The organism is Streptomyces sp. NPDC057445 (genome assembly GCF_042802855.1).
Lineage (GTDB): Bacteria > Actinomycetota > Actinomycetes > Streptomycetales > Streptomycetaceae > Streptomyces.
Genome location: NZ_JBHVDH010000006.1, coordinates 242268 through 269263, shown reverse-complemented (window position 1 = coordinate 269263; position 26996 = coordinate 242268). Strand labels below are relative to the sequence as shown.

Genomic DNA, 26996 nt, shown 5'->3' with positions numbered 1-26996 from the left:
GCCGCTCCCGGTAGCCCGGAGAACGGCTTGTGCTGTGCCAGAAAGGGCGCTTCGTGGCCGATTCCGGCAACCCCAACGAGAACATTCCTTCCACTGCTGCCGACGGAAACGGCGGGTCCGGCTCGTCGTACGACGCCAGCGCGATCACCGTCCTCGAGGGTTTGGACGCGGTCCGCAAGCGACCTGGCATGTACATCGGCTCGACCGGTGAGCGTGGACTTCATCACCTCGTCCAAGAGGTCGTCGACAACTCCGTCGACGAGGCCCTGGCCGGTCATGCGGACACGATCGACGTCACGATCCTCGCCGACGGCGGCGTACGCGTGGTCGACAACGGCCGAGGCATCCCGGTGGACATCCACCCGGTGGAGAAGAAGCCGGCCGTCGAGGTCGTGCTCACCGTGCTGCACGCCGGCGGAAAGTTCGGCGGCGGCGGCTACGCCGTGTCCGGCGGTCTGCACGGCGTCGGCGTATCCGTCGTGAACGCGCTGTCGACCAAGGTCTCCGTCGACATCAAGCGGGACGGCTTCCGCTGGACGCAGGACTACAAGCTGGGCGTGCCCACCGCGCCGCTGGCGAAGCACGAGGCCGTCGAGGACTCCGGCACGACGGTCACGTTCTGGGCCGACCCGGACGTCTTCGAGACCACCGAGTACTCGTTCGAGACGCTCTCGCGCCGCTTCCAGGAGATGGCCTTCCTCAACAAGGGCCTCACCCTGACGCTGACGGACGAGCGCGAGTCCGCGAAGGCGACGGTCGGCGCCGACGACCCCGATGCCGAGGCGGCCGAGGAGCCGAAGGCGCGCACGGTCACGTACCACTACGAGGGCGGCATCGTCGACTTCGTGACGTACCTGAACTCCCGCAAGGGCGAGCTGATCCACCCCACGGTCATCGACATCGAGGCCGAGGACAAGGATCGGCTGCTCTCCCTCGAAGTCGCGATGCAGTGGAACTCGCAGTACAGCGAGGGTGTGTACTCGTTCGCGAACACGATCCACACGCACGAGGGCGGTACGCACGAAGAGGGCTTCCGTTCCGCGCTGACGGGTCTGGTGAACCGTTACGCGCGCGACAAGAAGCTGCTGCGCGAGAAGGACGACAACCTCACGGGCGAGGACATCCGCGAGGGTCTGACGGCGATCATCTCGGTCAAGCTGGGCGAGCCCCAGTTCGAGGGCCAGACGAAGACCAAGCTGGGCAACACGGAGGCGAAGACCTTCGTCCAGAAGGTCGTCAACGAGCACCTCACCGACTGGTTCGACCGCAACCCCAACGAGGCCTCGGACATCATCCGCAAGGCCATCCAGGCCGCCACGGCCCGCGTCGCCGCCCGCAAGGCCCGCGACCTGACCCGTCGCAAGGGCCTTCTCGAGAGCGCCTCGCTGCCCGGCAAGCTGTCCGACTGCCAGTCGAACGACCCCAGCCAGTGCGAGATCTTCATCGTCGAGGGTGACTCCGCCGGCGGCTCGGCCAAGTCCGGCCGCAACCCGATGTACCAGGCGATCCTGCCGATCCGGGGCAAGATCCTGAACGTCGAGAAGGCCCGGATCGACAAGATCCTGCAGAACACCGAGGTCCAGGCGCTGATCTCGGCCTTCGGTACCGGTGTCCACGAGGACTTCGACATCGAGAAGCTCCGCTATCACAAGATCATTCTCATGGCGGACGCCGACGTCGACGGCCAGCACATCAACACGCTGCTGCTGACGTTCCTCTTCCGCTTCATGCGGCCGCTGGTCGAGGCCGGACACGTGTTCCTGTCCCGCCCGCCGCTGTACAAGATCAAGTGGGGTCGCGACGACTTCGAGTACGCGTACTCGGACCGCGAGCGCGACGCACTCGTCGAGCTGGGCAAGCAGCAGGGCAAGCGGATCAGGGAAGACTCGATCCAGCGCTTCAAGGGTCTCGGCGAGATGAACGCCGAGGAGCTGCGCATCACCACGATGGACATCGAGCACCGCGTTCTCGGCCAGGTCACCCTGGACGACGCCGCGCAGGCCGACGACCTGTTCTCGGTACTGATGGGCGAAGACGTCGAGGCACGGCGCTCGTTCATCCAGCGCAACGCCAAGGACGTCCGCTTCCTCGACATCTGAGTCGGTCTCAGCTGACCGCACGAAAGGACTGAAGACCAGCAATGGCCGACGAGAACACTCCCGCGACCACCGGAACCGAAGAGGAAGAGCCGCAGGTGCGGATCGAGCCCGTCGGGCTCGAGACCGAGATGCAGCGCTCGTACCTCGACTACGCGATGTCCGTCATCGTGTCCCGCGCGCTGCCGGACGTACGGGACGGCCTCAAGCCCGTCCACCGCCGTGTCCTGTACGCGATGTACGACGGTGGCTACCGGCCCGAGAAGGGCTTCTACAAGTGCGCCCGCGTCGTCGGCGACGTCATGGGTACGTACCACCCGCACGGCGACTCCTCCATCTACGACGCGCTCGTCCGTCTCGCCCAGCCGTGGTCGATGCGGATGCCGCTGGTCGACTCCAACGGCAACTTCGGTTCCCCGGGCAACGACCCGGCCGCCGCCATGCGGTACACCGAGTGCAAGATGATGCCGCTGTCCATGGAGATGCTCCGGGACATCGACGAGGAGACCGTCGACTTCCAGGACAACTACGACGGCCGCAACCAGGAGCCGACGGTCCTGCCCGCCCGCTTCCCGAACCTGCTCGTCAACGGCAGCGCCGGTATCGCGGTCGGTATGGCCACCAACATCCCGCCGCACAATCTGCGCGAGGTCGCGGCCGGCGCCCAGTGGGCGCTGGAGCACCCGGAGGCCAGCCACGAGGAGCTCCTCGACGCGCTGATCGAGCGGATCAAGGGCCCGGACTTCCCGACCGGCGCGCTGGTCGTGGGCCGCAAGGGCATCGAGGAGGCGTACCGCACCGGCCGCGGTTCCATCACGATGCGCGCGGTCGTCGAGGTCGAGGAGATCCAGAACCGCCAGTGCCTGGTGGTGACGGAGCTTCCGTACCAGGTCAACCCGGACAACCTCGCGCAGAAGATCGCCGACCTCGTCAAGGACGGCAAGGTCGGCGGAATCGCCGACGTCCGCGACGAGACCTCCTCCCGTACCGGCCAGCGCCTCGTCATCGTGCTCAAGCGTGACGCCGTCGCCAAGGTCGTGCTCAACAACCTCTACAAGCACACCGATCTGCAGACGAACTTCGGCGCCAACATGCTGGCGCTGGTCGACGGTGTGCCGCGCACGCTCTCCCTCGACGCGTTCATCCGCCACTGGGTGACGCACCAGATCGAGGTCATCGTCCGGCGGACGAAGTTCCGGCTGCGCAAGGCCGAGGAGCGGGCGCACATCCTGCGCGGTCTGCTCAAGGCACTCGACGCGATCGACGAGGTCATCGCGCTGATCCGGCGCAGTGACACGGTCGAGGTCGCGCGCGAGGGCCTGATGGGCCTGCTGGAGATCGACGAGATCCAGGCGAACGCGATCCTGGAGATGCAGCTGCGCCGGCTGGCCGCCCTGGAGCGCCAGAAGATCGTGCAGGAGCACGACGAGCTGCAGGCGAAGATCAACGAGTACAACCAGATCCTCGCCTCGCCCGAGAAGCAGCGCGCGATCGTCAGCGAGGAGCTGGCCGTACTCGTCGAGAAGTTCGGCGACGACCGGCGCTCCAAGCTGGTCCCCTTCGACGGTGACATGTCCATCGAGGACCTGATCGCCGAGGAGGACATCGTCGTCACCATCACGCGCGGCGGCTATGTGAAGCGTACGAAGACGGACGACTACCGCTCGCAGAAGCGGGGCGGCAAGGGCGTACGGGGCACGAAGCTGAGGGAAGACGACATCGTCGACCACTTCTTCGTCTCCACCACACACCACTGGCTGCTGTTCTTCACCAACAAGGGCCGGGTGTACCGGGCCAAGGCCTACGAGCTGCCGGACGCCGGCCGGGACGCCCGCGGCCAGCACGTCGCCAACCTGCTGGCCTTCCAGCCGGACGAGCAGATCGCCGAGATCCTCGCGATCCGCGACTACGAGGCGGTGCCCTACCTGGTCCTCGCGACGAAGGCCGGTCTGGTGAAGAAGACCCCGCTGAAGGACTACGACTCGCCCCGCTCCGGTGGTGTCATCGCGATCAACCTCCGGGAGACCGAGGACGGCAGCGACGACGAGCTGATCGGCGCCGAGCTGGTGTCGGCGGACGACGATCTGCTGCTCATCAGCAAGAAGGCGCAGTCGATCCGCTTCACCGCGACGGACGAGGCCCTGCGCCCCATGGGACGCGCCACGTCCGGTGTGAAGGGCATGAGTTTCCGCGAGGGCGACGAGCTGCTGTCGATGAATGTGGTGCGGCCCGGTACTTTCGTGTTCACTGCCACTGACGGCGGGTACGCGAAGCGGACCCCCGTCGACGAGTACCGCGTCCAGGGCCGCGGCGGCCTCGGCATCAAGGCCGCCAAGATCGTGGAGGACCGCGGTTCGCTCGTGGGCGCGCTGGTGGTCGAGGAGAGCGACGAGATCCTCGCCATCTCGCTGTCCGGCGGTGTGATCCGTACGCGAGTCAGTGAAGTCAGGGAGACGGGCCGTGACACCATGGGCGTCCAACTGATCAACCTGGGCAAGCGCGATGCCGTGGTCGGTATCGCTCGCAACGCCGAGGCCGGTCGTGAGGCCGAAGAGGTCGACGGGGCCGGTGAGGCCGAGGACGAGGCCGTGGTTGACGACGCGGTCGTGGCCGAGGCAGTCGAAGCCGTCGAGTCCGCCGAGACCGGCGAGGGCACGGAGCCCTCGGCCGGGGAGCACGAGGAGTAAAGCGTGAGTGGAGCCACGGGCGCCGGTTCGGCCGCTGCCGGAGCTGCTGCTGGAGCGAACGGCGCCCCTGGCTCCGCCACGGACTCCCAGGGCGGTACGGAGACCCAGGGTGGGGGCGCCTCCGCCGAAGGCAGGGGGAATACGGTGACGGAGTCAGGGGGACCGCAGCCCCCGTACAAGACCTACGGCGGGGAGCAGTCGGTGCAGCAGCAGGGAACGCAGCCATACCACCCGCCCCAGGCGTACGCGTCGCCCCAGGGCGGCGCGGGAACCCAGGGCGGCCAGCAGCGCACCGCTCAGCCGGCACAGGCCGGACCGGCCGGTGGCCAGTCGGCGGCCCCCTCCGCCATGCGCCGACCGCGCACCGGAGCGACCACCCAGCCGCGGACGCGCAAGGCGCGGCTGCGGGTGGCCAAGGCCGACCCGTGGTCCGTGATGAAGGTGAGCTTCCTGCTCTCCATCGCCCTGGGCATCTGCACGATCGTGGCGTCGGCGGTGCTGTGGATGGTCATGGATGCCATGGGCGTCTTCTCGACGGTCGGTGGCACGATCAGTGAGGCGACCGGATCGAACGACAGCAACGGCTTCGATCTGCAGTCGTTCCTGTCGCTGCCGCGCGTGCTGATCTTCACCTCGGTGATCGCCGTCATCGATGTGGTGCTGGCCACGGCGCTGGCGACACTGGGAGCCTTCATCTACAACATCTCCGCCGGGTTCGTGGGCGGTGTCGAGCTGACGCTCGCCGAGGACGAGTAGGCGGAGGGCCCGGGGGGTAGGTAACCGATTTTGGGACTGCCCCCCACGTGCGCTAACCTTCAGGGGTCAGCGCGCAGCGCGGCGGGGCTATAGCTCAGTTGGTTAGAGCGCATCCCTGATAAGGATGAGGCCACAGGTTCAAATCCTGTTAGCCCCACAGTCACGATCGGCCCGGACGGACTTTCTCCGTCCGGGCCGATCTGTCGTTGCGGGACGGGAGTTGGCCCGTCCCGGGGCGGGTGCGGACGGGGACTCAGGTCACCGAACGGTATCGATCGGTGTGTATAGTCGGGCGCCAGAAGTCCTCATACGTCAAGGAAAGACGAGGTCGCGCGGTGAAGAAGCTTCTCCTGGTCGCACTGGCCGCCATCGGCGGGCTCCTCGTGTACCGCCAGATCCAGGCGGATCGCGCCGAGCAGGATCTGTGGACGGAGGCGACCGACTCCGTGCCCGCAGGTTCGGGTGTGTGAGACGCAAACGAGTTCGAGTGACAGAGCCCCGGCCGCTGAGCGGCCGGGGCTCTGTGCTGTTCGCGGGCGCTGTGCGGGAGGACGGCCGCCTGTTGCCGGACCGTGACACCGGGACCCTTGAGTTCACCTAAGCAAATCACTAACTTGCAGAAGCAAAGTCAGGGATGGGTGCGGAGGGGGAAACGTGACGTTACGACTGCGGCGCCGTATGAGGAAGGCGCTCATCACCGGCGGGGCACTGCTGGCCGTGGCCGGTGGGCCGCTGCCGGCCGTGGCGGCCACCGGAGCGGCTACGGCAGCCACGGCAGCCATGGCCGGCTCGGCGGCTGAAGGAGCCCGGTCCCACGGCGGCACGGCGGCCCCGGATGCGGCGGCCTCGCGCACCGATGCCAGAAGCAGCCTGGTGATGGTGCTCGACTCCTCCGGCTCGATGGCCGACGACGACGGTTCGGGACGCACCCGGATGGAGGCCGCCCGCAAGGCCGTCGGCACCGTGGTGGACGCGCTTCCCGAGGGCCACCCCACCGGTCTGCGGGTCTACGGCGCGGACCGGCCCAGAGGCTGTACCGACACCCGGCTGGTCCGGCCCGTGCAGGAGCTCGACCGGGGCGCCCTGAAGGAGGCCGTCGCTTCCGTACAGCCCAAGGGGGACACTCCGATAGGGCTGTCGCTGCGGAAAGCGGCCCAGGACCTTCCCGCGCCCGCCGAGGGGACAGTCGGCACGCGCACGATCCTGCTGATCTCGGACGGCGACGACAACTGCGGTACGCCGCGGCCCTGCGAGGTCGCCGGACAGTTGGCCAAGGACGGCATCGGGCTGCGTATCGACACCGTCGGGTTCCAGGTCCGCGGTGCCGCACGCAAGCAGCTCGAGTGCGTCGCCGAAGCCGGCAACGGGCGCTACTACGACGCGCCCGACGCCGAAGCGCTGGCGCGTCAGCTGCAGCGCTCCGCGCAGTTGTCCGCCGACGGCTACCGCTTCCGGGGCCGACAGGTCGCGGGCACGCCGGAACGGAGCGGAGCGCCCGCGCTCGTAGCGGGGCAGTATCTGGACACCATCGGGCCCGGAGAAGAACGGCACTATGCCGTCGACTTCGATGCCGTCTCCACCGTGCACTTCTCCGCGACGGCGGTGCCGCAGCCCGGGGCGGCGGTCGACACGTTCGACGCACTGCGCACCAGGATCGCGTACGGCACCGACAGTTCCTCAGGCTCGTGTGAGTCCAGCACCGAGCACTTCTTCCAGAAGGAGGGTGCGACACCACTGACCTCGGCAGTGGCCCGAGTCCCCAGCGAGAAGGGCTTCGGGAGCTGTGACAAGGCGGGGCGGTACTGGCTCGTCGTCGAGCGGGAGAGCAAGAAGGGCTCCGACGCCGCTCGCTGGCCGCTCGAGCTGACGTACGGGGCCGAGAAGCCGCTCGCGCGGGGCGTCACGCCCGCCGGGTCCCGGCCCGAGTACGGAAAGGGCGACAAGGACGCGGCACTGCCGCTCGGCGACCCCAAGGACGTGGCCGGCGGCACCGGTTTCAACGACGCCAGGGAGCTCGCCCAGGGCGTGTGGCGCGACCAGGTGCTGCCCTCGCAGACGCTCTGGTACAAGGTGCCGGTCGGCTGGGGCCAGCAGCTGCGGTACGACGTCGAGTTCGCCAACGAGCCCACACTCGAGCGGGGCTCGTCGGCCGTGTCGTACGGCGCCACCGAGGTGTTCACGCCTGCTCGGGCTCCGGTCGGCGGCGGTACCGGCGAGTTCGTCCCTGAGGCGGTCTACAACGGCCGCCCGGCCGCACTGAGGATGGGCACCGTTCCGGTCTCCTGGACGAACCGCCATGAGTCGCATCCCAACGTCATTCCCGTGCACAGCAAGGGCGAGTTCTACATCGCCGTCACGCTCGGCGCCGAGGCTGCCGAGATCGCGGAGAACCCGCGGATCGGTGTGGTGCTGCGGGTCGCGGTGATCGGAGACGAGAGGGCCGGGCCGCAGCAAGGCGCCCCCGCCCTCGCGGACAAGCCGCACAAGGATGCGGACAAGCAGGGTGATTCGGCCACGCGCGAAGACAGCGGTGGGACTGGCGGGGCAGGATGGACCGGCACTGCGACCGCCGCGGCGGCGGGCGGCGCGGTCGTCCTGGTCGCAGGACCGGCCTTCGTATACGTACGGACGCGGGCGGCGCGGCGCCGGGCGGCCACGGACACGACAAGGGGGAGCGCGTGATGAGGCAGCGCAGCAGGGGCCGGGTGACGCTGGCCGGGGTGGCGGCGATGTGCGCGGTGATGGCGCTGCCGGGCGGAACGGCCCGGGCGGAGGGCGGACCCGGTCCGTATGTCTTCGACGAGGAGGCCAAGAGGATCCAGGGCGCGGCGGTCAACACCAACGCTGAGCCGCTGGAGGCGGGGTCCACGTACCGGGACACCATCAAGAAGGACGGCAAGCTCTACTACCGCGTGGACCTGGACGCGAAGACGAACGCGTACGTCTCGGTGGTGGCCGTGCCCAAGCAAGGCGGCAAGGCCGAGTACGGCGACGGCATCAAGGTGAGCCTCGAGAGCCGTTCGAACTCCCAGTGCAGCTCGCAGGATGCGCTGTTCGAGTCGGCCGGGTACACGCGGCCCGTCGCCGCTTACGCGGACCGGACCGTCGACCCCGGCAGTTCCACCTGCCAGGAGCAGGGCGCGTACTACGTGCTCGTCGAGCGCACCTCGAAGGCCACGTCCGCCCCGGACGACTGGGAGCTCGAGATCCGGTACGACTCCGAGCCCGCCCTCAGGACGGCCGGGCCGACAGAGGCGCCGGAGGACTGGCCTTCCGCTTCACCGGCACCGCCCGAGGGCGGCCCGCAGAAGCGCGTGGGCGGCACGAGCTTCTCCGACGCGATGAGCCTCGGTCAGGGCGAATGGCGTGACGACATCAAGCCGGGGCAGACGCTCTTCTACCGGGTGCCGGTCGACTGGGGACAGCAGCTCTTCGTGGGCGCCGACCTCGGCACGAGCACCACGAGCGACAGCTACATCGGCAACGCGTTCGTGCTGTCGCTGAACAATCCGGCCCGTGGGTATGTCGACCGGAGCACCGTGTCGTACTCCGGCAAGCAGGCCTCTACGGCACTGGACCCGCTGCCACCGGTGGCCTACGAGAACCGCTACGACTCCGACAACGCGGTCCAGGCCGTGCGGTTCGCCGGCTGGTACTACCTGTCGGCGACGCTCAGTCCCGAGCTCGCGAAGAAGTACGGCGACAAGTCCGTGCCGCTGACGCTGCGCGTGAACGTGACCGGGAAGGCGAAGCAGGGGCCGGGTTACGACGGGGCCGCGGGGATCTTCGGCGTCACGGACGACGACCAGGAGGCGGCGGCCATCGGGCAGAGCGGCCCCGGTGCGGAGAGGAGCGGCACGATGAAGCTGGTCGCGGCAGCCGGGATCGGGGCCGGGGCCGTGCTGGTGCTCGGCCTTGGTGCATGGACGCTCCTGGCACGGCGGCGCGGCGCGCAGGGGCCGCAGCAGCCGGGCGGCTACGGACCTCCTGCGGCCTGGTAGACGACGGTCAGGCCTGGGTGAGTGCCCAGATGCCCACCGCGAAGCAGACAAGCGCCACGAGCAGCACCGGGATCGCCACCTTCGGGGGCGGTCCCGGACGCCTTTGCGGTGCGGTGGGGGCGGGGGTGTGCGGGGACGCGGGGGATACCGCGGACGCCGGGAACGCGGGACCGGGAACCTGCGGGCCGTGGCCGGTGTATTGACGAGTAGGAGCTTGTTCGTACGGCACCGCTGCCGTCCGTGCCTGTGCGAAGTCCGGTGCGGCGTTGTCATGGGGGGAGGCCGCATGCGCGGGGACGGAGGGCTGGGCCGGGGGCGGCAGCGGCGTGGGCTGCTCCGGCGGCGGGGGGAGATGGAAGGAGCCGGTCCCGGAGGGGGAGGGCATCGGCGGCGTCGGCCGGCCCTGGCCGGTGTGCGGCGCATGCTGCCCGGCTTGCCCGCCCATGTGCTCATCGGTGTGCTGACCGGTGTGGTGACCGGTGTGCTGTGCGTACGGAGCCGGCTGGGCACGCGGCACGTGCGCAGCCTCCTCCGCGACGGGAGTGGGAGCAGGGGCGGGGGCGGCGGGCCGGTCGGGCCCGTCGGGGCCGAAGCCGGTGGGCAGTGGCCCGAGTTGGTCGAAGACCTCCACCGGCTCGTCGTCGATGCCGGGTTCCGGGAGCATCTCGACCGCGGCGGTCAGCGCCTTGCGCGCGCCCGTTGCGGTACGGAACCGGGCCTGCGGGTCAGGCTGCAGCAGGCCCGCGAGGACCTGCCACAGAGGCTCGGGAATGCCCTGCGGGGCGCCCGGGGTGCCGTGTGCGGCGAAGTGCTCGACCAGGGCACGGGAGTCCGGCTTCTGGCCCTGGAGCAGATAGAGGGCGACCAGGCCCACCGCGAAGAGGTCGGCCGGGAAGTCCGGCTCCGCGCCCAGCATCTGTTCGGGCGCGAAGTAACCGGGGGTCCCCACGACATAGTTGGTCTCGGTCAGGCGCGGCTCACCCTTGCGCATCGAGATGCCGAAGTCGGACAGCCGCAGATGCGGCCGCCCGGTTCCGGTCGCCTCCAGCAGGATGTTGGCCGGCTTGATGTCGCGGTGCACGACCCCCTCGGCGTGCACCGCGGCGAGCCCGGACAACAACTGGTCGAGCAGGGTGCACACGAAGCGCGGCGGCAGCGGGCCGTAGTCGCCGATGACATGGGCCAGCGACCCGCCGCTCACCAGGTCCATGGTGAACAGCACCTTGTCGTCGTCCGCGGCCCAGCTGGCCGGGGCGAGGACATGGGGATGGTCGATCCGGAGCGCCTGTTCGCGGACGAAGCGCAGCAGTGTGTGCGCGTCGCTCTGCTGAAGGACCTTGGCGGCCACATAGCGCCGCCGCCGCTGGTCCCAGGCGCGCCAGACCGCGCCGACTCCACCGCGACCGATCGGGTCGATCAGCTCGTACCGACCCGCGAAGACCTCACCCATTGCGCTGCGCCCGCTCCCAGTTCCCTGTTCCGGCGTCGTGTCTCGTCCCGGTGCTGTGCTGCCTCGTTCAGCTCTGGTGCGACTCGTAGTGGGCGACCGCGTCCGCGGTGCGCCCGGCGCCGTACACCTTGAGGAACTCTGCCAGTTCGGGGTGGGTCGGTGCGAGGGTGTCCGCCGCATCGATGATGTCCCCGGCCGCGGACACCGACCGGAGCAGCGACTGGATCTCGCGGACCACCCGCCGCACCGTCGGCGCGCCCGAGCTGGTCGTGGTCTGGCCCGTGGCGGTGAGCACCGAGCCTCCCTGCGACTTCTTGATCTCGTCCATGCGGCCCGTGGCCTCTGCCGCGCTGATGCTGCCGTCGGCCACCTGTCCCGCCAGCTCCTGCAGAGCCTGGACGCGCTGGACCACGGCAGGGTTGCCGATCTTGGCCCGCTGGCCGCTCATCAGCTGGGAAAGCATGGGAGCCGACAGCCCGAGCACCGCCGCGAGCCGCGCCTGGTTCAGCCCCAGATCGTCGATCAGCCGACGGAAGAGCGCCCCCAACGGCTCTCCGTACCAGCTCCGCTGAAGCTCTCTGGCTCTGGCGGTCGCGTCCTGCTGCGCTGCATCCATCTGCGTCTCCCCATCGCTTCCCCATGCGTCGGCTTCGCTGCTGCGAACCCGACGAGCATCTTACGGAGAGTGGTCGGATACCGGGAGTCCCAATCCTTTTGCAGGATCCGGGGGGAGACCCGGTACTCTTGTCTCCGTTCCGGGGCCTTAGCTCAGTTGGTAGAGCGCTGTCTTTGCATGGCAGATGTCAGGGGTTCGACTCCCCTAGGCTCCACGGCACGAGAGGCCCCCTGGACTGCGGAAACGCAGCACAGGGGGTCTTCTTCGTGTCTGGATGCCGTCGGCTCGGGTCTCCCCCGCGGGCTCGCGGCACCGCGAGCCCGCCACCGCGACCCGCATCGCCACCCGGGCCCCGCCCGCCGCGTCCCACCCACCGCCGCCCGGGCCCCGCCCGCCGCCGCCCGCACCCTCGACGGCCCCCCACCTCTCGGACCACCGGGCCGCCCCGGTGTCGAGTTGCGCGCCAGGGCCCGCAGGGTTACGCGCCCGGTCCGTGCCGGTGCCGCGGGCAGATGTACGCAGGTCGGGCAGCAGGGCGTACCCAGGGCTCGGAAGGGCCCCGGCCCGGGGGGCGTAGGCCGGACGAGTGGTGTTCATCTGAAGATCGCCCGATATGTGGCGTCGCTCCCCCCATTCTCGAGATGCGTCCACATCATGAGGAAGGTATGTAAAACGCCCTACCTCGAAAGCGAGGGGTCATGGCCGCCGTCAAGGTCAAGAATGTGTGGACCGCCTTCATCTCCCTGCTTGTCGCACTGCTCGCCTCCCTGGGATTCGCACCCGCCGCCTCGGCCGCTCAGCAGCAGGCCGTGCGGCAGCCGGAGGAGCCCGCGGCGCAGAAGCGCCCGAGGAGCGCGGCCGCCGGGTACGGGACGTCGCAGGGGGTGGTCCGGCCCAGGGCATCGCGGGACCGGTCGCTGCCGCCGACGATCAAGCAGCGCATCGGAGCCGAGGCCCATGGCGCGTCACCGGCGGTACGTCATCTGCCCGCCGAGCCCGACCTCGCGGCGGCCATGGAAGGCCTCTCGCCCGTCGCCTACGCGGAACCGGCCACGGCGACAGCATGAGGCGCCGGGAAGCTCTCGCATCTCCCGGCGCCCGCTGCCCCGGCCGCCCCGTTGCCCGTGCTGCCTCGGCTGTCTCCGTTGCTCAGGCCGATCAGGCCGATCAGGTCGCCCGCGTCGCCCAGGCTGCTCCAGCCGCCTGCCTACCGCGTCCGGCAACGACCCGGGTGCGCCACCGCGTGGCCGCCCGCATACGGACCATGGCCGGCGTCAGCGCCGATCATCGCGGTCCGCCTCCGCCTGCTTCGCCTGAATCTCCGGGTCCAGCGCCGACTGACCACTCCCGTCGACCGATGCCAACGGACCATCGGGGTCCGAGACCTCGGTGGGAGCGGGAGGCTCGACCAGCCAGTCCGGGTTGGCCTGCTTGTCCCACCACTTCCAGGCGGCGAAGAGCCCGACGGCCAGCACCGAGAGCAGCCCCACGCCCTTGGCGACCCGGCCGGCCTTGGCCCGCCGCTCATGCTTCTTGACCAGCTTCTCGATCTCTTTCGCCGTAACCTGACCGCGCAGCGCGGCCAGGGCGGCTGTGGATCGGGCCGCGGCCTCCTGACCGACGGGCTGAGCCACCGCGACGGCGTGCTCGAACCGCGGCTTCGTGTAGTCCGCCGCCTGACGCGCGGCAGTCCGGGTCATGACGGCGGCCCGGTGAGCAGCGTCGTCAACCTTCGGTGGCACATGCGGGGCCACCCTGGAGTCGTACTGGACGCGAGCCTGATGGCGGGCCTGGTGCGCGGCCCGGGACACCTTCGGCGCGAGGTACACGCGAGCCTCGTGCGCGTACTGCGCGGCATGGTCCTTCGCCGTGCCGGCGTAAGGCCCCACCACTTCCGCGGCGTGCAGCACGCTTTCCTTGGCCGTATCGGTCGCGGCGCGCACGCTTTCCATGCGGGTCACGGGATCCTCCTCCTCGGTGGCGTGCGGGGTCTGGGGGTTGTCGTCCCAGGCAAGGCATGGTTTTCGCCTATCCGCCCTTTTCGAAATCATGCCCGCTCAGCGCTGGCTCGGCATGCGGGACGGGCATACGGGTCACGCTTTCTGTGCAGACGGCGCTTCCGTGCAAGGATCGGTGGACGTCAGAGAAGACTTGAGGAAGGCAGACCGTGGCCGAGCAGCTTTATGCCACCTTGAAGACCAACCAAGGCGACATCAACGTCCGGCTTCTGCCGAACCACGCGCCGAAGACGGTCAAGAGCTTCACCGAGCTCGCCACCGGACAGCGTGAGTGGACGCATCCGGCGACCGGTAAGAAGTCCACGGACAAGCTGTACGACGGCACGGTCTTCCACCGCGTGATCAGCGGCTTCATGATCCAGGGCGGCGATCCGCTGGGCAACGGTACTGGTGGCCCGGGGTACGAGTTCGGGGACGAGTTCCACCCGGATCTGGCCTTCGACAAGCCGTACCTGCTGGCCATGGCGAACGCCGGACCGGGCACGAACGGCTCGCAGTTCTTCATCACCGTGGCGCCGACCGCCTGGCTGACCCGCAAGCACACCATCTTCGGTGAGGTCGCCGACGAGGCCAGCAAGAAGGTGGTGGACTCCATCGCGACCGCCCGGACCAACCCGCGCACCGACCGCCCGGTCGACGACGTCGTGATCGAGTCCGTCGTCGTCGAGACGCGCGCGAGCTGATCCGCGAGGGCCGGTTCCGCCACGGAAACTTTCCGCCCCGCTCGTCCGTCAGACGAGCGGGGCGATGCATTGCGCAGGAGACGAGGGGACCTCATGGATCAGGCGCCAGGAAGCCCGGACCGGCCCCAGGCGGCACACGGGCTGCCGAGCTGTTACCGCCATCCCGGCCGTGAGACGGGCATCAGGTGTACCCGCTGTGAGCGGCCCATCTGCCCGGAGTGCATGGTCAGCGCCTCCGTCGGCTTCCAGTGCCCCGGGTGCGTGCGGGACGGGTCCGGCACGGGGCACGCCCCTGCCGCGAACCGGCCCCGTACGATCGCCGGCGGTACGGTCGCGGAGGGCGACCCGCGTCTGATCACCAAGATCCTGATCGGAATCAATCTCGCGGTGTTCCTGGTCGCCCTCATCGGCCAGGCCCGGGTGGTCAACGAGCTGATCCTGGTGGGGGCATGGCCGGCGCCACCGCACCTGGTCCTCGAAGGCGTCGCCGACGGGCAGTGGTACCGGCTTCTCACTTCGATGTTCCTGCACCAGGAGATCTGGCACATCGCCTTCAACATGCTGGGACTGTGGTGGCTGGGCGGTCCGCTGGAGGCAGCACTCGGCCGGGCGCGCTATCTCGCGCTCTACCTTCTGTCGGGCCTGGCGGGCAGCGCGCTGGCCTACCTTCTTGCCGCACCGACGACGGGCACGCTCGGCGCTTCCGGAGCGGTCTTCGGTCTGCTCGGCGCCACGGCCGTGCTGTTGCGCCGGCTCAACTACGACATGCGCCCGGTGATCGCGCTCCTCGCGCTGAATCTGCTCTTCACCTTCAACCCCTGGGCCAACATCTCGTGGCAGGCGCATCTTGGCGGGCTGATCGCGGGCACGGCCATCGCCTTCGGACTGGTGCACGCGCCGCGTGAGCGAAGGGCCCTCGTGCAGTACGGGACCTGTGCGCTGGTCCTGGCCGTGACCATCGGCATTGTGGTGGCGAGGACCCTCATGCTCACTTGAGCGCGAGCTTTCCCCAAAGTTGTCCACAGCGTGTGGCGGATCTTGTGCATCCCGTGGAGAACAGCTGTGCCCCTCGTCCCTGAACTGGGTTTTCCCAGGAGGGCCAAGGGGCGAGCGGTGAAGGCTGATGTCGCTGGAATGGCCGCCGCAGTCACACCGGCGTCAACACTCCCTGAGTTATCCACAGATCGTCAGACCTTTTCCCACTGCTGTGGACAACGCTGTGGATAACCTTGGGGCAGAGCTTGACAGCCGCCGTGGCGGCTACTTCCACTGGGTGGATACGGCGAAGCCGCCGGCGATGAAGCCGAAGCCGACCACGATGTTCCAGTTGTGGATGGACTCGATGGGCAGACGGCCGTCGGTGACGTAGAAGAGGACGATCCAGGCCAGTCCGATGAGGAACAGCGCGAGCATCACCGGCGCGACCCAGCTGCGGCTCGTCAGCTTGATGTTGGTCGCCTGCTTCGTGGCAGGCGGCGTGAAGTCGGCCTTCTTGCGGATACGTGACTTCGGCACGAGGGACTCTCCTGTCGATGCGCTGCGTGACCGCGCAGGGGAACTGTGGCTGGCGCCGGGGTGGGAGCGAGGGGGATCTCGGCCTCCCCCCGGGCGTCCGTTAGCGTAGTGCTTCCGCGGTCACCGTAGGAGTAAGGGTACGTTGAGCAATTCCGCCGACTCCCCCCAAGGGCCGACCCGCCGCTTCGCATGGCGGCCGGTCCGGCTGCTGACGGCTGCCGTTTTCGCGCTCGCCGGGCTGATCTTCGTCACCAGCTTCAACACGGCCAAGGGGACCAATCTCCGCACCGACGACTCGCTGCTGAAGCTGTCCGACCTGATCCAGCAGCGCAGCGAGAAGAACGCCGAGCTGGACGAATCCACCGGCGCGGTCCGCAAGGACGTCGACGCTCTCGCCCGCCGCGACGACGGTTCCACCAAGGCCGAGGACGACAAACTCCAGGGCCTGGAAGAGGCCGCAGGGACCAGGAAGCTCAGAGGCCGGGCCGTCTCGGTCACCCTCAACGACGCTCCGCCGAATGCCCAGGCCGCCCCGGGTTACCCGGAACCGCAGGCCAACGACCTGGTCATCCACCAGCAGGATCTGCAGGCCGTGGTGAACGCGCTCTGGCAGGGCGGCGCCGAGGGCATCCAGGTCATGGACCAGCGGCTGATCTCCACCAGCGCGGTGCGCTGCGTCGGCAACACGCTGATCCTCCAGGGCCGCGTCTACTCCCCGCCGTACAAGATCACTGCTGTCGGTGACCCCGGCAAGCTCAAGCGCGCGCTGACCGCGTCGCCCGCGATCCAGAACTACCAGCTGTACGTCCAGGCCTACGGACTCGGCTGGAAAGTCGACGAACACGGGGCGGTGACTCTCCCCGGCTACTCGGGCACAGTGGATCTCCACTACGCGAAGCCTGTGAGCTAGCTCCCGGGGAGGGGTCCGCCGGTGCCGGTGCGACTGATCGTCAGGACCTTCAGCGAGATCTGCATCACTGTCGGCACCGTCATCGTGCTCTTCGTGGTGTACGTGCTGTTCTGGACCGGCGTGAAGGCCGCGGACGCGACCGACGGGGAGATCGTCCGGCTCCAGGAGGAGTGGGCCCGGCTACCCGTGAAAACCCCGGCGGCGCCCGGGACGCCTGCGCCTGCGGCGACTCCCGGGCCGTACACGGCCGGGAAGCCCTTCGCGGTCATGTACATCCCCCGTTTCGGTGCGAGCTGGGACTGGCCGGTCCTGGAGGGCACGGGAGCCGGGACCCTGAAGAAGGGACTCGGCCACTACGCAGGGACCGCCCGCCCTGGCGACGCCGGGAACTTCGCGGTGGCCGGTCACCGCCGTACCTACGGGGACCCGTTCAAGGACTTCCCGCGGCTGCGGCCGGGGGACGCGGTGATCGTCACGGACGGAACGACGTGGTTCACGTACCGCGTCAAGCAGAAGCCCTATCGGACCGTCCCCGGAGATGTCGCCGTCATCGACCCCGTCCCCGGCCGGTCCGGGTTCGACGGGGCCGGCCGCTATCTGACCCTGACCACCTGCGATCCCGAGTGGGGAAGCAGCCACCGGCTGGTCGCCTGGGCGCACCTCGACGACACGCGACCCGTGACGGACGGGAGGCCCCCAGCTTTCCACAGCTGACCCACAGGCCCCCTGAGCCCTTTAGTCTGGTGCCGTACCGAACGGAAAGGGACGGCATGTACGGCTGGATCTGGCGGCATCTGCCGGGCAACGCATGGGCGCGGGCGTGCATCTCGCTCGTGCTGGTCCTCGCGGTCGTCTATGTGCTGTTCCAGTACGTGTTCCCCTGGGCGGAGCCGCTGCTTCCGTTCAACGATGTGACGGTGGACGGCCAGTGAGCGCGCGCATTCTCGTCGTCGACAACTACGACAGCTTCGTCTTCAACCTCGTCCAGTACCTCTACCAGCTGGGCGCGGAGTGCGAAGTCGTGCGCAACGACGAGGTGTCCACCTCGCATGCGCAGGACGGCTTCGACGGTGTGCTCCTGTCGCCCGGGCCCGGCGCGCCCGAACAGGCCGGTGTCTGCATCGAGATGGTCCGCCACTGCGCCGCGAGCGGCATCCCGGTCTTCGGCGTCTGCCTGGGCATGCAGTCGATGGCCGTGGCGTACGGCGGAGTCGTCGACCGCGCTCCCGAGCTGCTGCACGGCAAGACCTCCCTCGTGCTGCACGAGGGCAAGGGCGTCTTCGGCGGGCTTCCCTCCCCCTTCACCGCGACGCGCTACCACTCGCTGGCGGCGGAGCCGAGGACGGTACCGGACGAGCTGGAGGTGACGGCGCGCACGGAGGACGGCATCATCATGGGGCTGCGCCACCGTGAACTGGCCGTCGAGGGCGTGCAGTTCCATCCCGAGTCGGTTCTCACCGAACACGGTCATCTGATGCTCGCCAACTGGCTGGAGCAGTGTGGCGACACGGGCGCGGTCGGCCGCTCGGCAGGGCTCGCGCCGGTGGTGGGCAAGGCCCTGGCGTGAGCGGCGAGGGGGGTACGCCGTGGTCCTGGGCCGGGGGCGTTCCCCCGGGGCCCCAGGAGCCGCAGGAGTGGTCCGGCTACCCCCAGTACTCGGCGGACGACTCTGAGGAGTACCAGCGGGACTGGTACGGACAGCCAGAGTTCGCCCCGGAGCCGTTCTACGCGCACCCGTCCCTGCCCGGTGATGAGCCCACCTATGTGCCTGCGTCCGTGCCTTTGCCCGACGACGGGACGGGCGGGCTCCGCTCCGACGGCACGCACGGCAAACACCGGGCGGGAGGGACGCACCGGGCCGCCCCCACCGAGTCGCCCGAGGGGCCCGAGGCACCCACCGGAGGCCGCGCAGAGCGCCGGCGTGCCGCAGCAAAAGGACGTGGGCGGCGCAGGGCGGCTGCCGCACCGCCCACGCGCCCGGACACCACGCCTACGGACCGTACGGACAGCGGCGCCCCGCTCTCCCGGGTGGAGGCGCGCCGCCTCGCCCGCGCACAGAAGGACAGCCCGGCGGTCATCGCCAGCCGCGTCTTCGGTGAACTCTTCATCACCATGGGCGTGCTGATGCTGCTCTTCGTCACCTACCAGCTGTGGTGGACGAACATCCTTGCCGGACAGCAGGCCAACGCCGCCGCCGACAGGATCCAGGACGACTGGGCCAAGGGCCGGGCACCGGGAGTCTTCGAGCCGGGGCAGGGCTTCGCCATCATGCACATCCCCAAGCTCGATGTCGTCGTCCCCATCGCCGAGGGCATCGACAAACACGCGGTGCTCGACCGGGGCATGGTCGGCCACTACGCCGACGGCCGGCTCAAGACCGCGATGCCGTCCGACAAGCAGGGCAACTTCGCCGTCGCCGGCCACCGCAACACCCACGGCGAACCGTTCCGCTACATCAACCGCCTCACGCCCGGCGACCCGATCGTCGTCGAGACGCAGGACGCCTACTACACCTACACGATGGCGGCGATCCTTCCCCAGACCTCGCCCTCGAACGTCAGCGTGATCAGTCCCGTACCGCCCGGCTCGGGCTTCACCAAGCCCGGCCGTTACATCACGCTGACCACCTGCACGCCGGAGTTCACGAGTACGTACCGAATGATCGTGTGGGGCAAGATGGTCGGCGAACGCCCGCGCAGCAAGGGCAAGCCCGACGCGCTCGTCGGCTGACGTATGACCGGACTTCAGGACGACAGAAAACGGGGACAGGTGCAGTGGCACGTGCACGCAGCCGGATCGCCGGCGTCATCAGTGTCTTCGGCGAGCTGCTGATCACCGCAGGGGTGCTGCTGGCCCTCTTCGTCGTCTACTCGCTGTGGTGGACGAACGTCGTCGCCGAGCGGGAGGCCGCCAAGGACGGAAACCTGGTGCGTGACCGCTGGGCAGGGGGGCCGGGCGCGCTGGACACCAAGGACGGCATCGGCTTCCTTCACGTACCCGCCATGAGGAACGGCGAGGTGCTGGTCAAGAAGGGCACCGACCCCGACACCCTCAACCACGGCGTCGCGGGCTACTACACCGCCCCCATCAAGTCGGCCCTCCCGGCCGACAAGCTGGGCAACTTCACGCTCGCCGCGCACCGCGACGGTCACGGCGCCAAGTTCCACAACATCCACAAGCTCAAGACGGGCGACACGATCGTCTTCGAGACCAAGGACACCTGGTACGTCTACAAGGTCTTCAAGGACCTCAAGGAGACGTCCAAGTTCAACGTCGACGTGCTCCAGCCGGTCCCGAAGGAGTCGGGCAGGACCAAGCCCGGCCGCTTCATCACGCTGACGACGTGTACGCCCGTCTACACCTCCGACTACCGGTACATCGTCTGGGGCGAGCTGGAGCGCACGGAGAAGGTCGACAGGGACCGTACGAGGCCGGCCGAGCTGCGCTAGCGGTACGGGCGGGCTTGTGGGCCTCGCGGACAGCGGGCGGTTCCACCGACAGCCGACAGCCTCGCGGAGAGCGGAGGGCGGCGACAGCAGAGGGGCCCTGCGCACAGCGGAAAGCCCCGGCACCTGGGAGGTGCCGGGGCTTTTCCGTTTGCCGTCGGACGGGGGCTAGCCGCCTACGCCTCCGAAGAAGCCTCCGCCGTTGTTGTTCCCGCCCTGGTTGCCGCCGTTGCCGCCGTTGCCGCCGATCGTCTGGAGCGTGATCGTCGTGGTCGCCGGGTCTGCCGGGGTGTTGGGCTGCGGATCCATGGCGGTGACGATCGCGTTGTCGTCGTTGGCACTGCCGGCGGCGAGCTGGATGTTCGTGTAGCCGGCCTGGGCCAGGATCTGCTTGGCCTCGCCCAGACGCTTGGTCCTCACTTCGGGGACCTGTGTCTGTGGGGTCTGCGGGCCCTTGGAGACCTGCAGGGTGATCGTGGTGCCCTTCGGCTGCCTGGTGTCGGCCGCAGGGTCCTGCGCGACGACCTCGCCCGCGGGCTTGTCGGAGTCGACATCAGTCCGGACGACCGTGTAGCCGAGGGTCTTCAGCTGGTTCTCGGCGGCGGCGAACTGCGAGCCCACGACGTTGGGAACCGGCTTGGTGGCCTGCTTGGCGATCTTCAGGGTGACCTCGATCCCCTTTTCCGCCTTGGTGCCGCCTTCGGGGTCCTGGCTCACGACCGTGCCGGCCTCCTGGTCGGACTCGACCGACTCCGTCTTGACGTCGAAGCCCTTCTCCTCCAGCCGCGTTGTGGCCTTCTCCTCGGACTGCTCCGTGACGTCCGGTACCTCGACCAGGGGCGAACCCGAAGAGACGACGACCTGGATGGTCTCGCCCTCGTTCATCTTGGCGCCCTCGGCCGCGGCCGGAGTCTGGGTGCAGACGCTGCCCTTCGGCTCGTCGCAGCGGTCGGTCCCGTTCTTGACGACCTTGACCTTGGCGTTGACTCCGAGCTGCTTGGCCTCCTCGAACGGCTTCCCGACGAGGTTCGGAACGGCGATCTTGCCCGCGCCGTCGTCCCCGTCGAAGACCGCCTTGCCGATGAGGATCGCGCCGACGAGAACCAGGATGCCCGCGATCACGAGCAGGATCGTCGAGGTGTTCGACTTCTTCTGGCGGCGGCGGTCCGGGCGGTCGTCGTAGCCGTACCCGTATCCGCCGTCGTCGGGGTTCATGGGCGGCAGCATCGACGTCTGCCCGGCCGGGTCGGCCTGGCGCAGCGCCGTGGTGGGCTTGTCGTCGCCGTTCTGGGCGCCGTAACCGCCGCCGTAGCCGACGGTGCCCATCGCGGCTGTCGCCGCGACCGGCTGGCCGTCGAGGCAGGCCTCGATGTCGGCGCGCATCTCGTCGGCGGACTGGTAGCGGTAGTCGGGGTCCTTGACCAGGGCCTTCAGCACGATCGCGTCCATTTCGGGCGTGATCTCGGGGTCGAAGACGCTGGGCGGCTGCGGTTCCTCCCGTACGTGCTGATAGGCGACCGCGACCGGGGAGTCCCCGACGAACGGCGGCCGCACGGTCAGCAGCTCGTAGAGCAGACAGCCGGTGGAGTAGAGGTCGGACCGCGCATCGACCTGCTCGCCCTTGGCCTGCTCCGGGGAGAGGTACTGGGCCGTGCCGATGACAGCCGCGGTCTGGGTCATGGTCATGCCCGCGTCGCCCATGGCGCGCGCGATGCCGAAGTCCATGACCTTGACCTGACCGGTGCGCGTCAGCATGACGTTCGCCGGCTTGATGTCACGGTGGACGATGCCGTTGCGGTGCGAGTACTCCAGGGCCTGGAGGATGCCGACGGTCATCTCCAGCGTGCGCTCTGGCAGCAGCTTCCGCCCGGAGTGCAGCAGCTCTCTGAGCGTGGAGCCGTCGACGTACTCCATCACGATGTACGGGATCGACACGCCTTCGACGTAGTCCTCGCCCGTGTCGTACACCGCGACGATCGCAGGATGATTCAGCGAGGCGGCCGACTGGGCCTCACGGCGGAACCGGGCCTGGAAGGACGGGTCACGGGCGAGGTCGGCCCGCAGCGTCTTCACGGCAACGGTGCGGCCGAGCCGGGTGTCGTGGGCGAGGTAGACCTCGGCCATGCCACCACGGCCGAGCACCGAGCCCAGCTCGTACCGGCCGCCGAGGCGACGCGGCTCTTCCATAACTGTTCCAGCCCTCTCCGTCAGTCCCGACCGCACCCGTGTGTGGTCCGGCGGTGTGCTGTTCGCGCATACGCTACCGGCCACACCGCACGTGTTCCGCCCATGGCCCGGACCTGATATGCGACCGGTATCGCATTGTGCGTGTATGAGGCGGGACGACCCCGGGTCAGTGACATGCGTCACTCCTTGCTGTCGAGCACCGCTTTCATCACATCCTTCGCGATCGGCGCGGCGAGTCCGCCACCGCTGATGTCGTCACGCGCGGTGCCCGACGAGTCCTCGACCACGACCGCGACCGCGACCGGCGAGCCGTCGTCGGTCTTGGCGTACGAGATGAACCAGGCGTAAGGGCGCTTGCTGTTCCCGACGCCGTGCTGGGCGGTACCGGTCTTGCCGCCGACCTTGGCGCCGTCGATCTTCGCGTTCGTGCCGGTGCCGTTCTCGACGACGTTCTCCATCATCTGCTGGAGGCGCTGCGCGTTCTCCTCCGAGAGCGGGCGGCTCATCTCCTCGGGCTCGGTCCGCTCGAGCTCGTCGAGGTTGGGCGACTCGAGCCGGTCGATCATGTACGGCTTCATCAGCTTGCCGTCGTTGGCGATCGCAGCGGTGACCATGGCCATCTGGAGGGGAGTGGTCGCGGTGTTGAACTGACCGATGGAGGACTGCGCGTTGCCGCCGCGGTCCATGTTCTTGTCGTAGACGGAGGCGGAGGCGCGGACGGGGGTGTCGATCTCGGGGTTGTTGAAGCCGAACTTCTCGGCGGTCTCCACCATCTTGTCCCGGGTGACCTTGTCACCGAGGTTGGCGAAGACGGAGTTGCAGGAGATCTCCAGGGCCTTGTTCAGGCTCGCCTTCTCACAGCCGCCGTGCTGGTTGATCATCGGCCGGGTGGACAGCGGGATCTTGTACGGCTCGGGGGTGTCGGTCGGCGCGTTGATGTCCGAGACGACGCCGTGCTCGAGGGCGGCGGCGGCCGTGACGACCTTGAAGGTGGAGCCGGGCGGGTAGGTCTCGCGCAGCGCGCGGTTCAGCTTCGGCTTGTCCTTGTCCTTCTCCAGCGCGAGCCAGGCCTTCTCGTCCTTGCGCGAGTAGCCAGCGAAGGTCGAGGGGTCGTACGACGGCGTCGACGCGAGTGCCAGGATCCTTCCGGTGCGCGGGTCGATGGCCGCGACCGCGCCCTTCTTGTCGCCGAGGCCTTCGTACGCCGCCTTCTGCGCCTTGCCGTTCAGGGTGGTGACGACATTGCCACCCTTCTTCTTGTCGCCCGTGAACATCGCCATCGTGCGGTCGAAGAAGAGCCGGTCGTCGTTGCCGGTGAGGATTCCGTCCTCGAGCTTCTCGATCTGGTTGGCGTCGTAGGCCTGCGAGGCGTAGCCGGTGACCGGGGCCCACATGGGGCCGTCGACGTAGGTGCGCTTGTACTTGAAGTCGGTGTCGTCCGTCGCGACGGAGCCGGTGATGGGCTTGCCGTCGACGATGATGCTGCCGCGCTCGCTGGCGTACCGCTCGATCTGCACCCGGCGGTTCTTGCCGTTGGTGTTCAGATCATCGGCCTCGACGTACTGAAGCCAGTTGGTGCGGATCAGCAGGGCGAGGACGAGGAGCCCACAGAAGATCGCGATTCGGCGCAGGGGCTTGTTCACGGTCGGACCACCTGGGTCATCTCGGCATCGGGGGACGGGGCGGGCGCGGGGGCAGGACGGCGCGCGGTGTCGCTGATACGGATCAGAATGCCGATCAGAGCCCAGTTGGCGATCACGGAGGAACCGCCGTAGGCGACGAAGGGCATCGTCATACCGGTCAGCGGGATGAGGCCCATGACACCACCCGCGACGACGAAGATCTGAATGGCGAAGGCGCCGGAGAGGCCGATGGCGAGAAGCTTGCCGAACGGGTCGCGGGCGGCGAGGGCTGTCCGTACACCACGCTCCACGATCAGACCGTAGAGCAGCAGGAACGCCATCATTCCGGCCAGGCCCAGCTCCTCCCCGAAGGTGGCGAGGATGAAGTCGGAGTTCGCGGCGAACATGATCAGGTCGGAGTTGCCCTGGCCGAGGCCGGTGCCGAGAGTGCCTCCGGCGCCGAAGGCCATCAGCGCCTGTGCAGCCTGATCGCTCTGCGCGAGGGTCGCCGGCGCGAACGGCTCGAGCCACGCCTGGACGCGCTGCTGGACGTGAGACTCGAAGGACGCCACTCCGACCGCGCCGACAGCCGACATCAGCAGACCGAAAACGATCCAGCTGGTCCGCTCGGTGGCGACGTACAGCATGACGACGAACATGCCGAAGAACAGCAGCGAGGTGCCGAGGTCGGTCTCGAAGACCAGGATCAGGATCGACATGGCCCAGACGACCAGGATCGGTCCGAGGTCGCGGCCACGGGGCAGGTACAGGCCCATGAACCGGCGGCTGGCCAGCGCAAGGGCGTCCCTCTTGACCATCAGATACCCGGAGAAGAAGATCGCGATGATGATCTTCGCGAACTCACCGGGCTGAATGGTGAACGGCCCGAGGCTGATCCAGATCTTGGCGCCGTTCACCGCCGGGAAGAACACCGGCAGGATCAGCAGAATCAGAGCCGTGACCATCGAGATGTACGTGTAGCGCTGCAGGATGCGGTGATCCTTGAGCAGCAGGAGCACACCGACGAAGAGGGCGATGCCGATCGCCGAGTACAGCAGCTGCTTGGGGGCGTCGGGGCTGTAGCTGCCGAAGAGCCGCTCAGCACGCGCGATCAGCCTGGGTGACTGGTCCAGCCGCCAGATCATCACCAGGCCAAGACCGTTGAGCAGAGTCGCCAGGGGGAGCAGCAGCGGGTCGGCGTACTTGGCGAACTTGCGCACGATGAGGTGGGCCACGCCCGCGAGCAGTCCGAGACCGAGACCGTACCCGATCATTCCGGTGGGCACGCTGCCGGTGAGCGCGAGGCCCACATTGGCGTAGGCGAACACCGGAATGATCACGGCGAAAGCGAGCAGCGCCAGCTCGGTGTTACGGCGGCTCGGTGCTTCGATCGCGCCGATGGTGGTCGTGTTGGTGACAACGCTCATGGTGGAGAAAGGCCCCCTACGGGTTTACCGCTCTACCGCTTACTGCTTGTCGCAGTTCGAGGCCAGCTTCTGCTCGTCCTCCGAGAGGGTGGGGCCCGGAGAGGGAGCGGCTGCGGTGGTGTTGGACTTGGCGGACTGGGTCGTCGGGGGCTTCGTGCCGGTCGTACCGCCGGCCTCGCCCTCACCGGTCTTCGCGTTGGACGCGCGGTCCGCGGCGCGGCGCTGCTCGTCCTTCTTGCAGGCGGACGCCTGCACGGCGAGTTCCTCGATCTTGTCGCGCGCGTCGCCGAGGCTGCCCTCGGTGATCGTCTCCTTCACCTGCTTCTGCTGGTAGGGCGGCAGGTACTTGAGTTCGATCTCGGGGTGGTCCTTCTCGATGTCCGAGAGCGAGACCCAGGCCAGGTCCTGGCTGATGCCCCGGTAGAGCGCGACGTGCGTTCCCTTGGTGCCGACGAAGTACTGGGTCTGCGTCCAGCGCCAGGCGCCGTACAGACCGCCGCCGACGACGGCGAGTGCGACGACGGAGAAGAAGGATCTCTTCAGCCACTTCCGGCCGGAGCGCGGCTTGACGAAGTCCTCGTCGGAGTACGCCCCGAAGCTGCCCTCGGGCGGCATCCCGCCGTAGCCCATCCCGTCACCGCTGCCGGGAGGACCGAAACCGCCTCCGCCGTGGGTGGGGGGAACGGGGCGACCGAGGCCGGACGCGCGTCCCGCGGGGGTCTGCATGGCGCCGTTGTCGCCCAGCTGCACCTGGTTCTCGGCGACCGCGCCGACGATGACAGGGGTGTCGCTGAGCTGTCCGGCAAGGGTGTCGCCGCCGTCGACGTCGAGGACGTCCGCGACGATCACCGTGATGTTGTCCGGGCCGCCGCCGCGCAGCGCGAGCTGGATCAGCTCCTGCACGGTTTCCTGCGGGCCCTGGTAGCTGGCGAGGGCGTCCTCCATCGTCTGGTGGGAGACGACGCCGGACAGTCCGTCGGAGCAGATCAGATAGCGGTCACCGGCGCGGACCTCGCGGATGGAGAGATCGGGCTCCACATGGTCGCCGCTGCCCAGCGCGCGCATCAGCAGGGAGCGCTGCGGGTGGGTCGTGGCCTCTTCCTCGGTGATCCGGCCCTCGTCCACAAGACGCTGCACCCAGGTGTGGTCCTGCGTGATCTGGGTCAGCACGCCGTCGCGGAGAAGATAGGCGCGGGAGTCGCCGACGTGGACGAGACCCAGTCGCTGGCCGGTCCACAGCAGCGCGGTCAGGGTGGTGCCCATGCCCTCGAGCTGGGGGTCCTCCTCGACCATCGCCCGCAGCTGGTCGTTCGCCCGCTGCACGGCCGTACCCAGCGAGGTGAGGATGTCCGAGCCCGGTACGTCGTCGTCGAGCTGGACGAGGGTCGAGATGACCTCGGAGGAGGCGACCTCACCCGCGGCCTGGCCGCCCATGCCGTCGGCGATCGCGAGCAGACGCGGGCCGGCGTAGCCGGAGTCCTCGTTGCCCTCCCGGATCATGCCCTTGTGCGATCCGGCGGCGAAGCGCAGTGACAGACTCATGCGCACCTGCCCTGTCGAATCCGCTGCCTCGGGGTACAGC

General features: G+C 68.7%; 23 protein-coding genes and 2 tRNA genes. 17 read left to right on the top strand and 8 right to left on the bottom strand.

Features of this window, described 5'->3' with window-relative positions:
- Positions 1-29: 29 nt before the first annotated feature.
- From gyrB to ACFU5O_RS16870, 7 genes are all read left to right on the top strand, one after another.
- Positions 30-2099 (top strand): DNA topoisomerase (ATP-hydrolyzing) subunit B, encoded by a 2070-nt coding sequence (gyrB, locus tag ACFU5O_RS16900; RefSeq protein ID WP_384240873.1) that lies wholly within the window; start codon positions 30-32, stop codon positions 2097-2099.
- Between the two features lie 41 nt (positions 2100-2140).
- On the top strand, positions 2141-4783 hold the full coding sequence (gyrA, locus tag ACFU5O_RS16895; protein WP_384240871.1) for a DNA gyrase subunit A: 2643 nt from the start codon (positions 2141-2143) through the stop codon (positions 4781-4783).
- A gap of 3 nt (positions 4784-4786) precedes the next feature.
- Positions 4787-5539 (top strand): DUF3566 domain-containing protein, encoded by a 753-nt coding sequence (locus ACFU5O_RS16890; protein WP_384240868.1) that lies wholly within the window; start codon positions 4787-4789, stop codon positions 5537-5539.
- 83 nt (positions 5540-5622) lie between these two features.
- Positions 5623-5696, top strand: a tRNA-Ile gene (locus ACFU5O_RS16885).
- 178 nt (positions 5697-5874) lie between these two features.
- Positions 5875-6009: a DLW-39 family protein gene (locus tag ACFU5O_RS16880; protein ID WP_003958712.1), complete on the top strand. Its 135-nt coding sequence runs from the start codon at positions 5875-5877 to the stop codon at positions 6007-6009.
- Positions 6010-6217: 208 nt separating this feature from the next.
- Positions 6218-8221 carry a VWA domain-containing protein gene (locus ACFU5O_RS16875; RefSeq protein WP_384241105.1) on the top strand — a complete coding sequence of 668 codons (2004 nt, stop codon included), beginning with the start codon at positions 6218-6220 and terminating at the stop codon, positions 8219-8221.
- On the top strand, positions 8221-9540 hold the full coding sequence (locus tag ACFU5O_RS16870; RefSeq protein WP_384240867.1) for a hypothetical protein: 1320 nt from the start codon (positions 8221-8223) through the stop codon (positions 9538-9540). The genes ACFU5O_RS16875 and ACFU5O_RS16870 overlap by 1 nt, the downstream gene beginning before the upstream one ends.
- A gap of 7 nt (positions 9541-9547) precedes the next feature.
- On the opposite strand, the gene ACFU5O_RS16865 is transcribed toward ACFU5O_RS16870, so the two are convergent.
- Both ACFU5O_RS16865 and ACFU5O_RS16860 read right to left on the bottom strand, forming a co-directional pair.
- Positions 9548-10990, bottom strand: a complete 1443-nt coding sequence (locus ACFU5O_RS16865; RefSeq protein WP_384240865.1) for a protein kinase — start codon at positions 10988-10990, stop codon at positions 9548-9550.
- A gap of 67 nt (positions 10991-11057) precedes the next feature.
- Complete coding sequence (locus tag ACFU5O_RS16860) at positions 11058-11606, bottom strand: helix-turn-helix domain-containing protein (RefSeq protein ID WP_384240862.1); 549 nt, start codon at positions 11604-11606, stop codon at positions 11058-11060.
- 141 nt (positions 11607-11747) lie between these two features.
- On the opposite strand from ACFU5O_RS16860, the gene ACFU5O_RS16855 reads away from it, so the two are divergent.
- Both ACFU5O_RS16855 and ACFU5O_RS16850 read left to right on the top strand, forming a co-directional pair.
- Positions 11748-11820: transfer RNA gene (locus ACFU5O_RS16855), tRNA-Ala, on the top strand.
- Between the two features lie 484 nt (positions 11821-12304).
- Complete coding sequence (locus tag ACFU5O_RS16850) at positions 12305-12673, top strand: DUF6344 domain-containing protein (RefSeq protein ID WP_384240861.1); 369 nt, start codon at positions 12305-12307, stop codon at positions 12671-12673.
- Positions 12674-12880: 207 nt separating this feature from the next.
- Here ACFU5O_RS16850 and ACFU5O_RS16845 read toward each other — a convergent pair whose 3' ends face one another.
- The gene (locus ACFU5O_RS16845; RefSeq protein ID WP_384240859.1) at positions 12881-13567 is read right to left on the bottom strand and encodes a DUF5324 family protein; all 687 of its coding nucleotides are present in this window, start codon (positions 13565-13567) and stop codon (positions 12881-12883) included.
- Positions 13568-13773: 206 nt separating this feature from the next.
- On the opposite strand from ACFU5O_RS16845, the gene ACFU5O_RS16840 reads away from it, so the two are divergent.
- Both ACFU5O_RS16840 and ACFU5O_RS16835 read left to right on the top strand, forming a co-directional pair.
- Positions 13774-14307, top strand: a complete 534-nt coding sequence (locus tag ACFU5O_RS16840; RefSeq protein ID WP_384240856.1) for a peptidylprolyl isomerase — start codon at positions 13774-13776, stop codon at positions 14305-14307.
- A gap of 93 nt (positions 14308-14400) precedes the next feature.
- On the top strand, positions 14401-15303 hold the full coding sequence (locus ACFU5O_RS16835; RefSeq protein ID WP_384240854.1) for a rhomboid family intramembrane serine protease: 903 nt from the start codon (positions 14401-14403) through the stop codon (positions 15301-15303).
- A gap of 264 nt (positions 15304-15567) precedes the next feature.
- On the opposite strand, the gene crgA is transcribed toward ACFU5O_RS16835, so the two are convergent.
- On the bottom strand, positions 15568-15822 hold the full coding sequence (gene crgA / locus ACFU5O_RS16830; RefSeq protein ID WP_384240851.1) for a cell division protein CrgA: 255 nt from the start codon (positions 15820-15822) through the stop codon (positions 15568-15570).
- Positions 15823-15964: 142 nt separating this feature from the next.
- Here crgA and ACFU5O_RS16825 point away from each other — a divergent pair, with 142 nt between their 5' ends.
- From ACFU5O_RS16825 to ACFU5O_RS16800, 6 genes are read left to right on the top strand one after another with little or no spacing between them, the layout of a single operon-like run.
- Positions 15965-16732, top strand: a complete 768-nt coding sequence (locus tag ACFU5O_RS16825) for a DUF881 domain-containing protein (RefSeq protein WP_384240849.1) — start codon at positions 15965-15967, stop codon at positions 16730-16732.
- 21 nt (positions 16733-16753) lie between these two features.
- Complete coding sequence (locus ACFU5O_RS16820) at positions 16754-17446, top strand: class E sortase (RefSeq protein WP_384240847.1); 693 nt, start codon at positions 16754-16756, stop codon at positions 17444-17446.
- Between the two features lie 56 nt (positions 17447-17502).
- Positions 17503-17664 carry a hypothetical protein gene (locus tag ACFU5O_RS16815; protein WP_384240844.1) on the top strand — a complete coding sequence of 54 codons (162 nt, stop codon included), beginning with the start codon at positions 17503-17505 and terminating at the stop codon, positions 17662-17664.
- On the top strand, positions 17661-18299 hold the full coding sequence (locus tag ACFU5O_RS16810) for an aminodeoxychorismate/anthranilate synthase component II (RefSeq protein ID WP_384240842.1): 639 nt from the start codon (positions 17661-17663) through the stop codon (positions 18297-18299). The genes ACFU5O_RS16815 and ACFU5O_RS16810 overlap by 4 nt, the downstream gene beginning before the upstream one ends.
- A complete protein-coding gene (locus ACFU5O_RS16805; RefSeq protein WP_384240840.1) occupies positions 18296-19462 on the top strand; it encodes a class E sortase in 1167 nt (388 codons plus the stop codon). The genes ACFU5O_RS16810 and ACFU5O_RS16805 overlap by 4 nt, the downstream gene beginning before the upstream one ends.
- Positions 19463-19506: 44 nt before the next feature.
- Positions 19507-20181, top strand: coding sequence for a class E sortase (locus ACFU5O_RS16800; protein ID WP_384240838.1), 675 nt, complete (start codon positions 19507-19509; stop codon positions 20179-20181).
- A gap of 165 nt (positions 20182-20346) precedes the next feature.
- Here the strand turns inward: ACFU5O_RS16800 and pknB are convergent, their stop codons facing one another.
- The 4 genes from pknB to ACFU5O_RS16780 all read right to left on the bottom strand — a co-directional run bounded on the left by pknB (position 20347) and on the right by ACFU5O_RS16780 (position 26956).
- The gene (gene pknB / locus ACFU5O_RS16795) at positions 20347-22365 is read right to left on the bottom strand and encodes a Stk1 family PASTA domain-containing Ser/Thr kinase (protein WP_384240835.1); all 2019 of its coding nucleotides are present in this window, start codon (positions 22363-22365) and stop codon (positions 20347-20349) included.
- A 179-nt stretch (positions 22366-22544) separates the two neighbouring features.
- On the bottom strand, positions 22545-24008 hold the full coding sequence (locus ACFU5O_RS16790) for a peptidoglycan D,D-transpeptidase FtsI family protein (protein WP_384240833.1): 1464 nt from the start codon (positions 24006-24008) through the stop codon (positions 22545-22547).
- Positions 24005-25414 carry an FtsW/RodA/SpoVE family cell cycle protein gene (locus tag ACFU5O_RS16785; protein WP_384240830.1) on the bottom strand — a complete coding sequence of 470 codons (1410 nt, stop codon included), beginning with the start codon at positions 25412-25414 and terminating at the stop codon, positions 24005-24007. Before ACFU5O_RS16785 ends, ACFU5O_RS16790 begins: the two co-directional genes overlap by 4 nt.
- 39 nt (positions 25415-25453) lie before the next feature.
- A complete protein-coding gene (locus ACFU5O_RS16780) occupies positions 25454-26956 on the bottom strand; it encodes a Stp1/IreP family PP2C-type Ser/Thr phosphatase (protein WP_384240828.1) in 1503 nt (500 codons plus the stop codon).
- Between the last annotated feature and the right edge of the window lie 40 nt (positions 26957-26996).

Excerpts from the sequence above, each read along its gene's own strand:
- gyrA (WP_384240871.1), top strand. The coding sequence starts at position 2,141 with ATGGCCGACGAGAACACTCCCGCGACCACCGGAACCGAAGAGGAAGAG.
- ACFU5O_RS16875 (WP_384241105.1), top strand. The coding sequence starts at position 6,218 with ATGAGGAAGGCGCTCATCACCGGCGGGGCACTGCTGGCCGTGGCCGGT.
- ACFU5O_RS16870 (WP_384240867.1), top strand. The coding sequence starts at position 8,221 with ATGAGGCAGCGCAGCAGGGGCCGGGTGACGCTGGCCGGGGTGGCGGCG.
- ACFU5O_RS16865 (WP_384240865.1), bottom strand. The coding sequence starts at position 10,990 with ATGGGTGAGGTCTTCGCGGGTCGGTACGAGCTGATCGACCCGATCGGT.
- ACFU5O_RS16860 (WP_384240862.1), bottom strand. The coding sequence starts at position 11,606 with ATGGATGCAGCGCAGCAGGACGCGACCGCCAGAGCCAGAGAGCTTCAG.
- ACFU5O_RS16850 (WP_384240861.1), top strand. The coding sequence starts at position 12,305 with ATGGCCGCCGTCAAGGTCAAGAATGTGTGGACCGCCTTCATCTCCCTG.
- ACFU5O_RS16835 (WP_384240854.1), top strand. The coding sequence starts at position 14,401 with ATGGATCAGGCGCCAGGAAGCCCGGACCGGCCCCAGGCGGCACACGGG.
- ACFU5O_RS16815 (WP_384240844.1), top strand. The coding sequence starts at position 17,503 with ATGTACGGCTGGATCTGGCGGCATCTGCCGGGCAACGCATGGGCGCGG.
- pknB (WP_384240835.1), bottom strand. The coding sequence starts at position 22,365 with ATGGAAGAGCCGCGTCGCCTCGGCGGCCGGTACGAGCTGGGCTCGGTG.
- ACFU5O_RS16785 (WP_384240830.1), bottom strand. The coding sequence starts at position 25,414 with ATGAGCGTTGTCACCAACACGACCACCATCGGCGCGATCGAAGCACCG.
- ACFU5O_RS16780 (WP_384240828.1), bottom strand. The coding sequence starts at position 26,956 with ATGAGTCTGTCACTGCGCTTCGCCGCCGGATCGCACAAGGGCATGATC.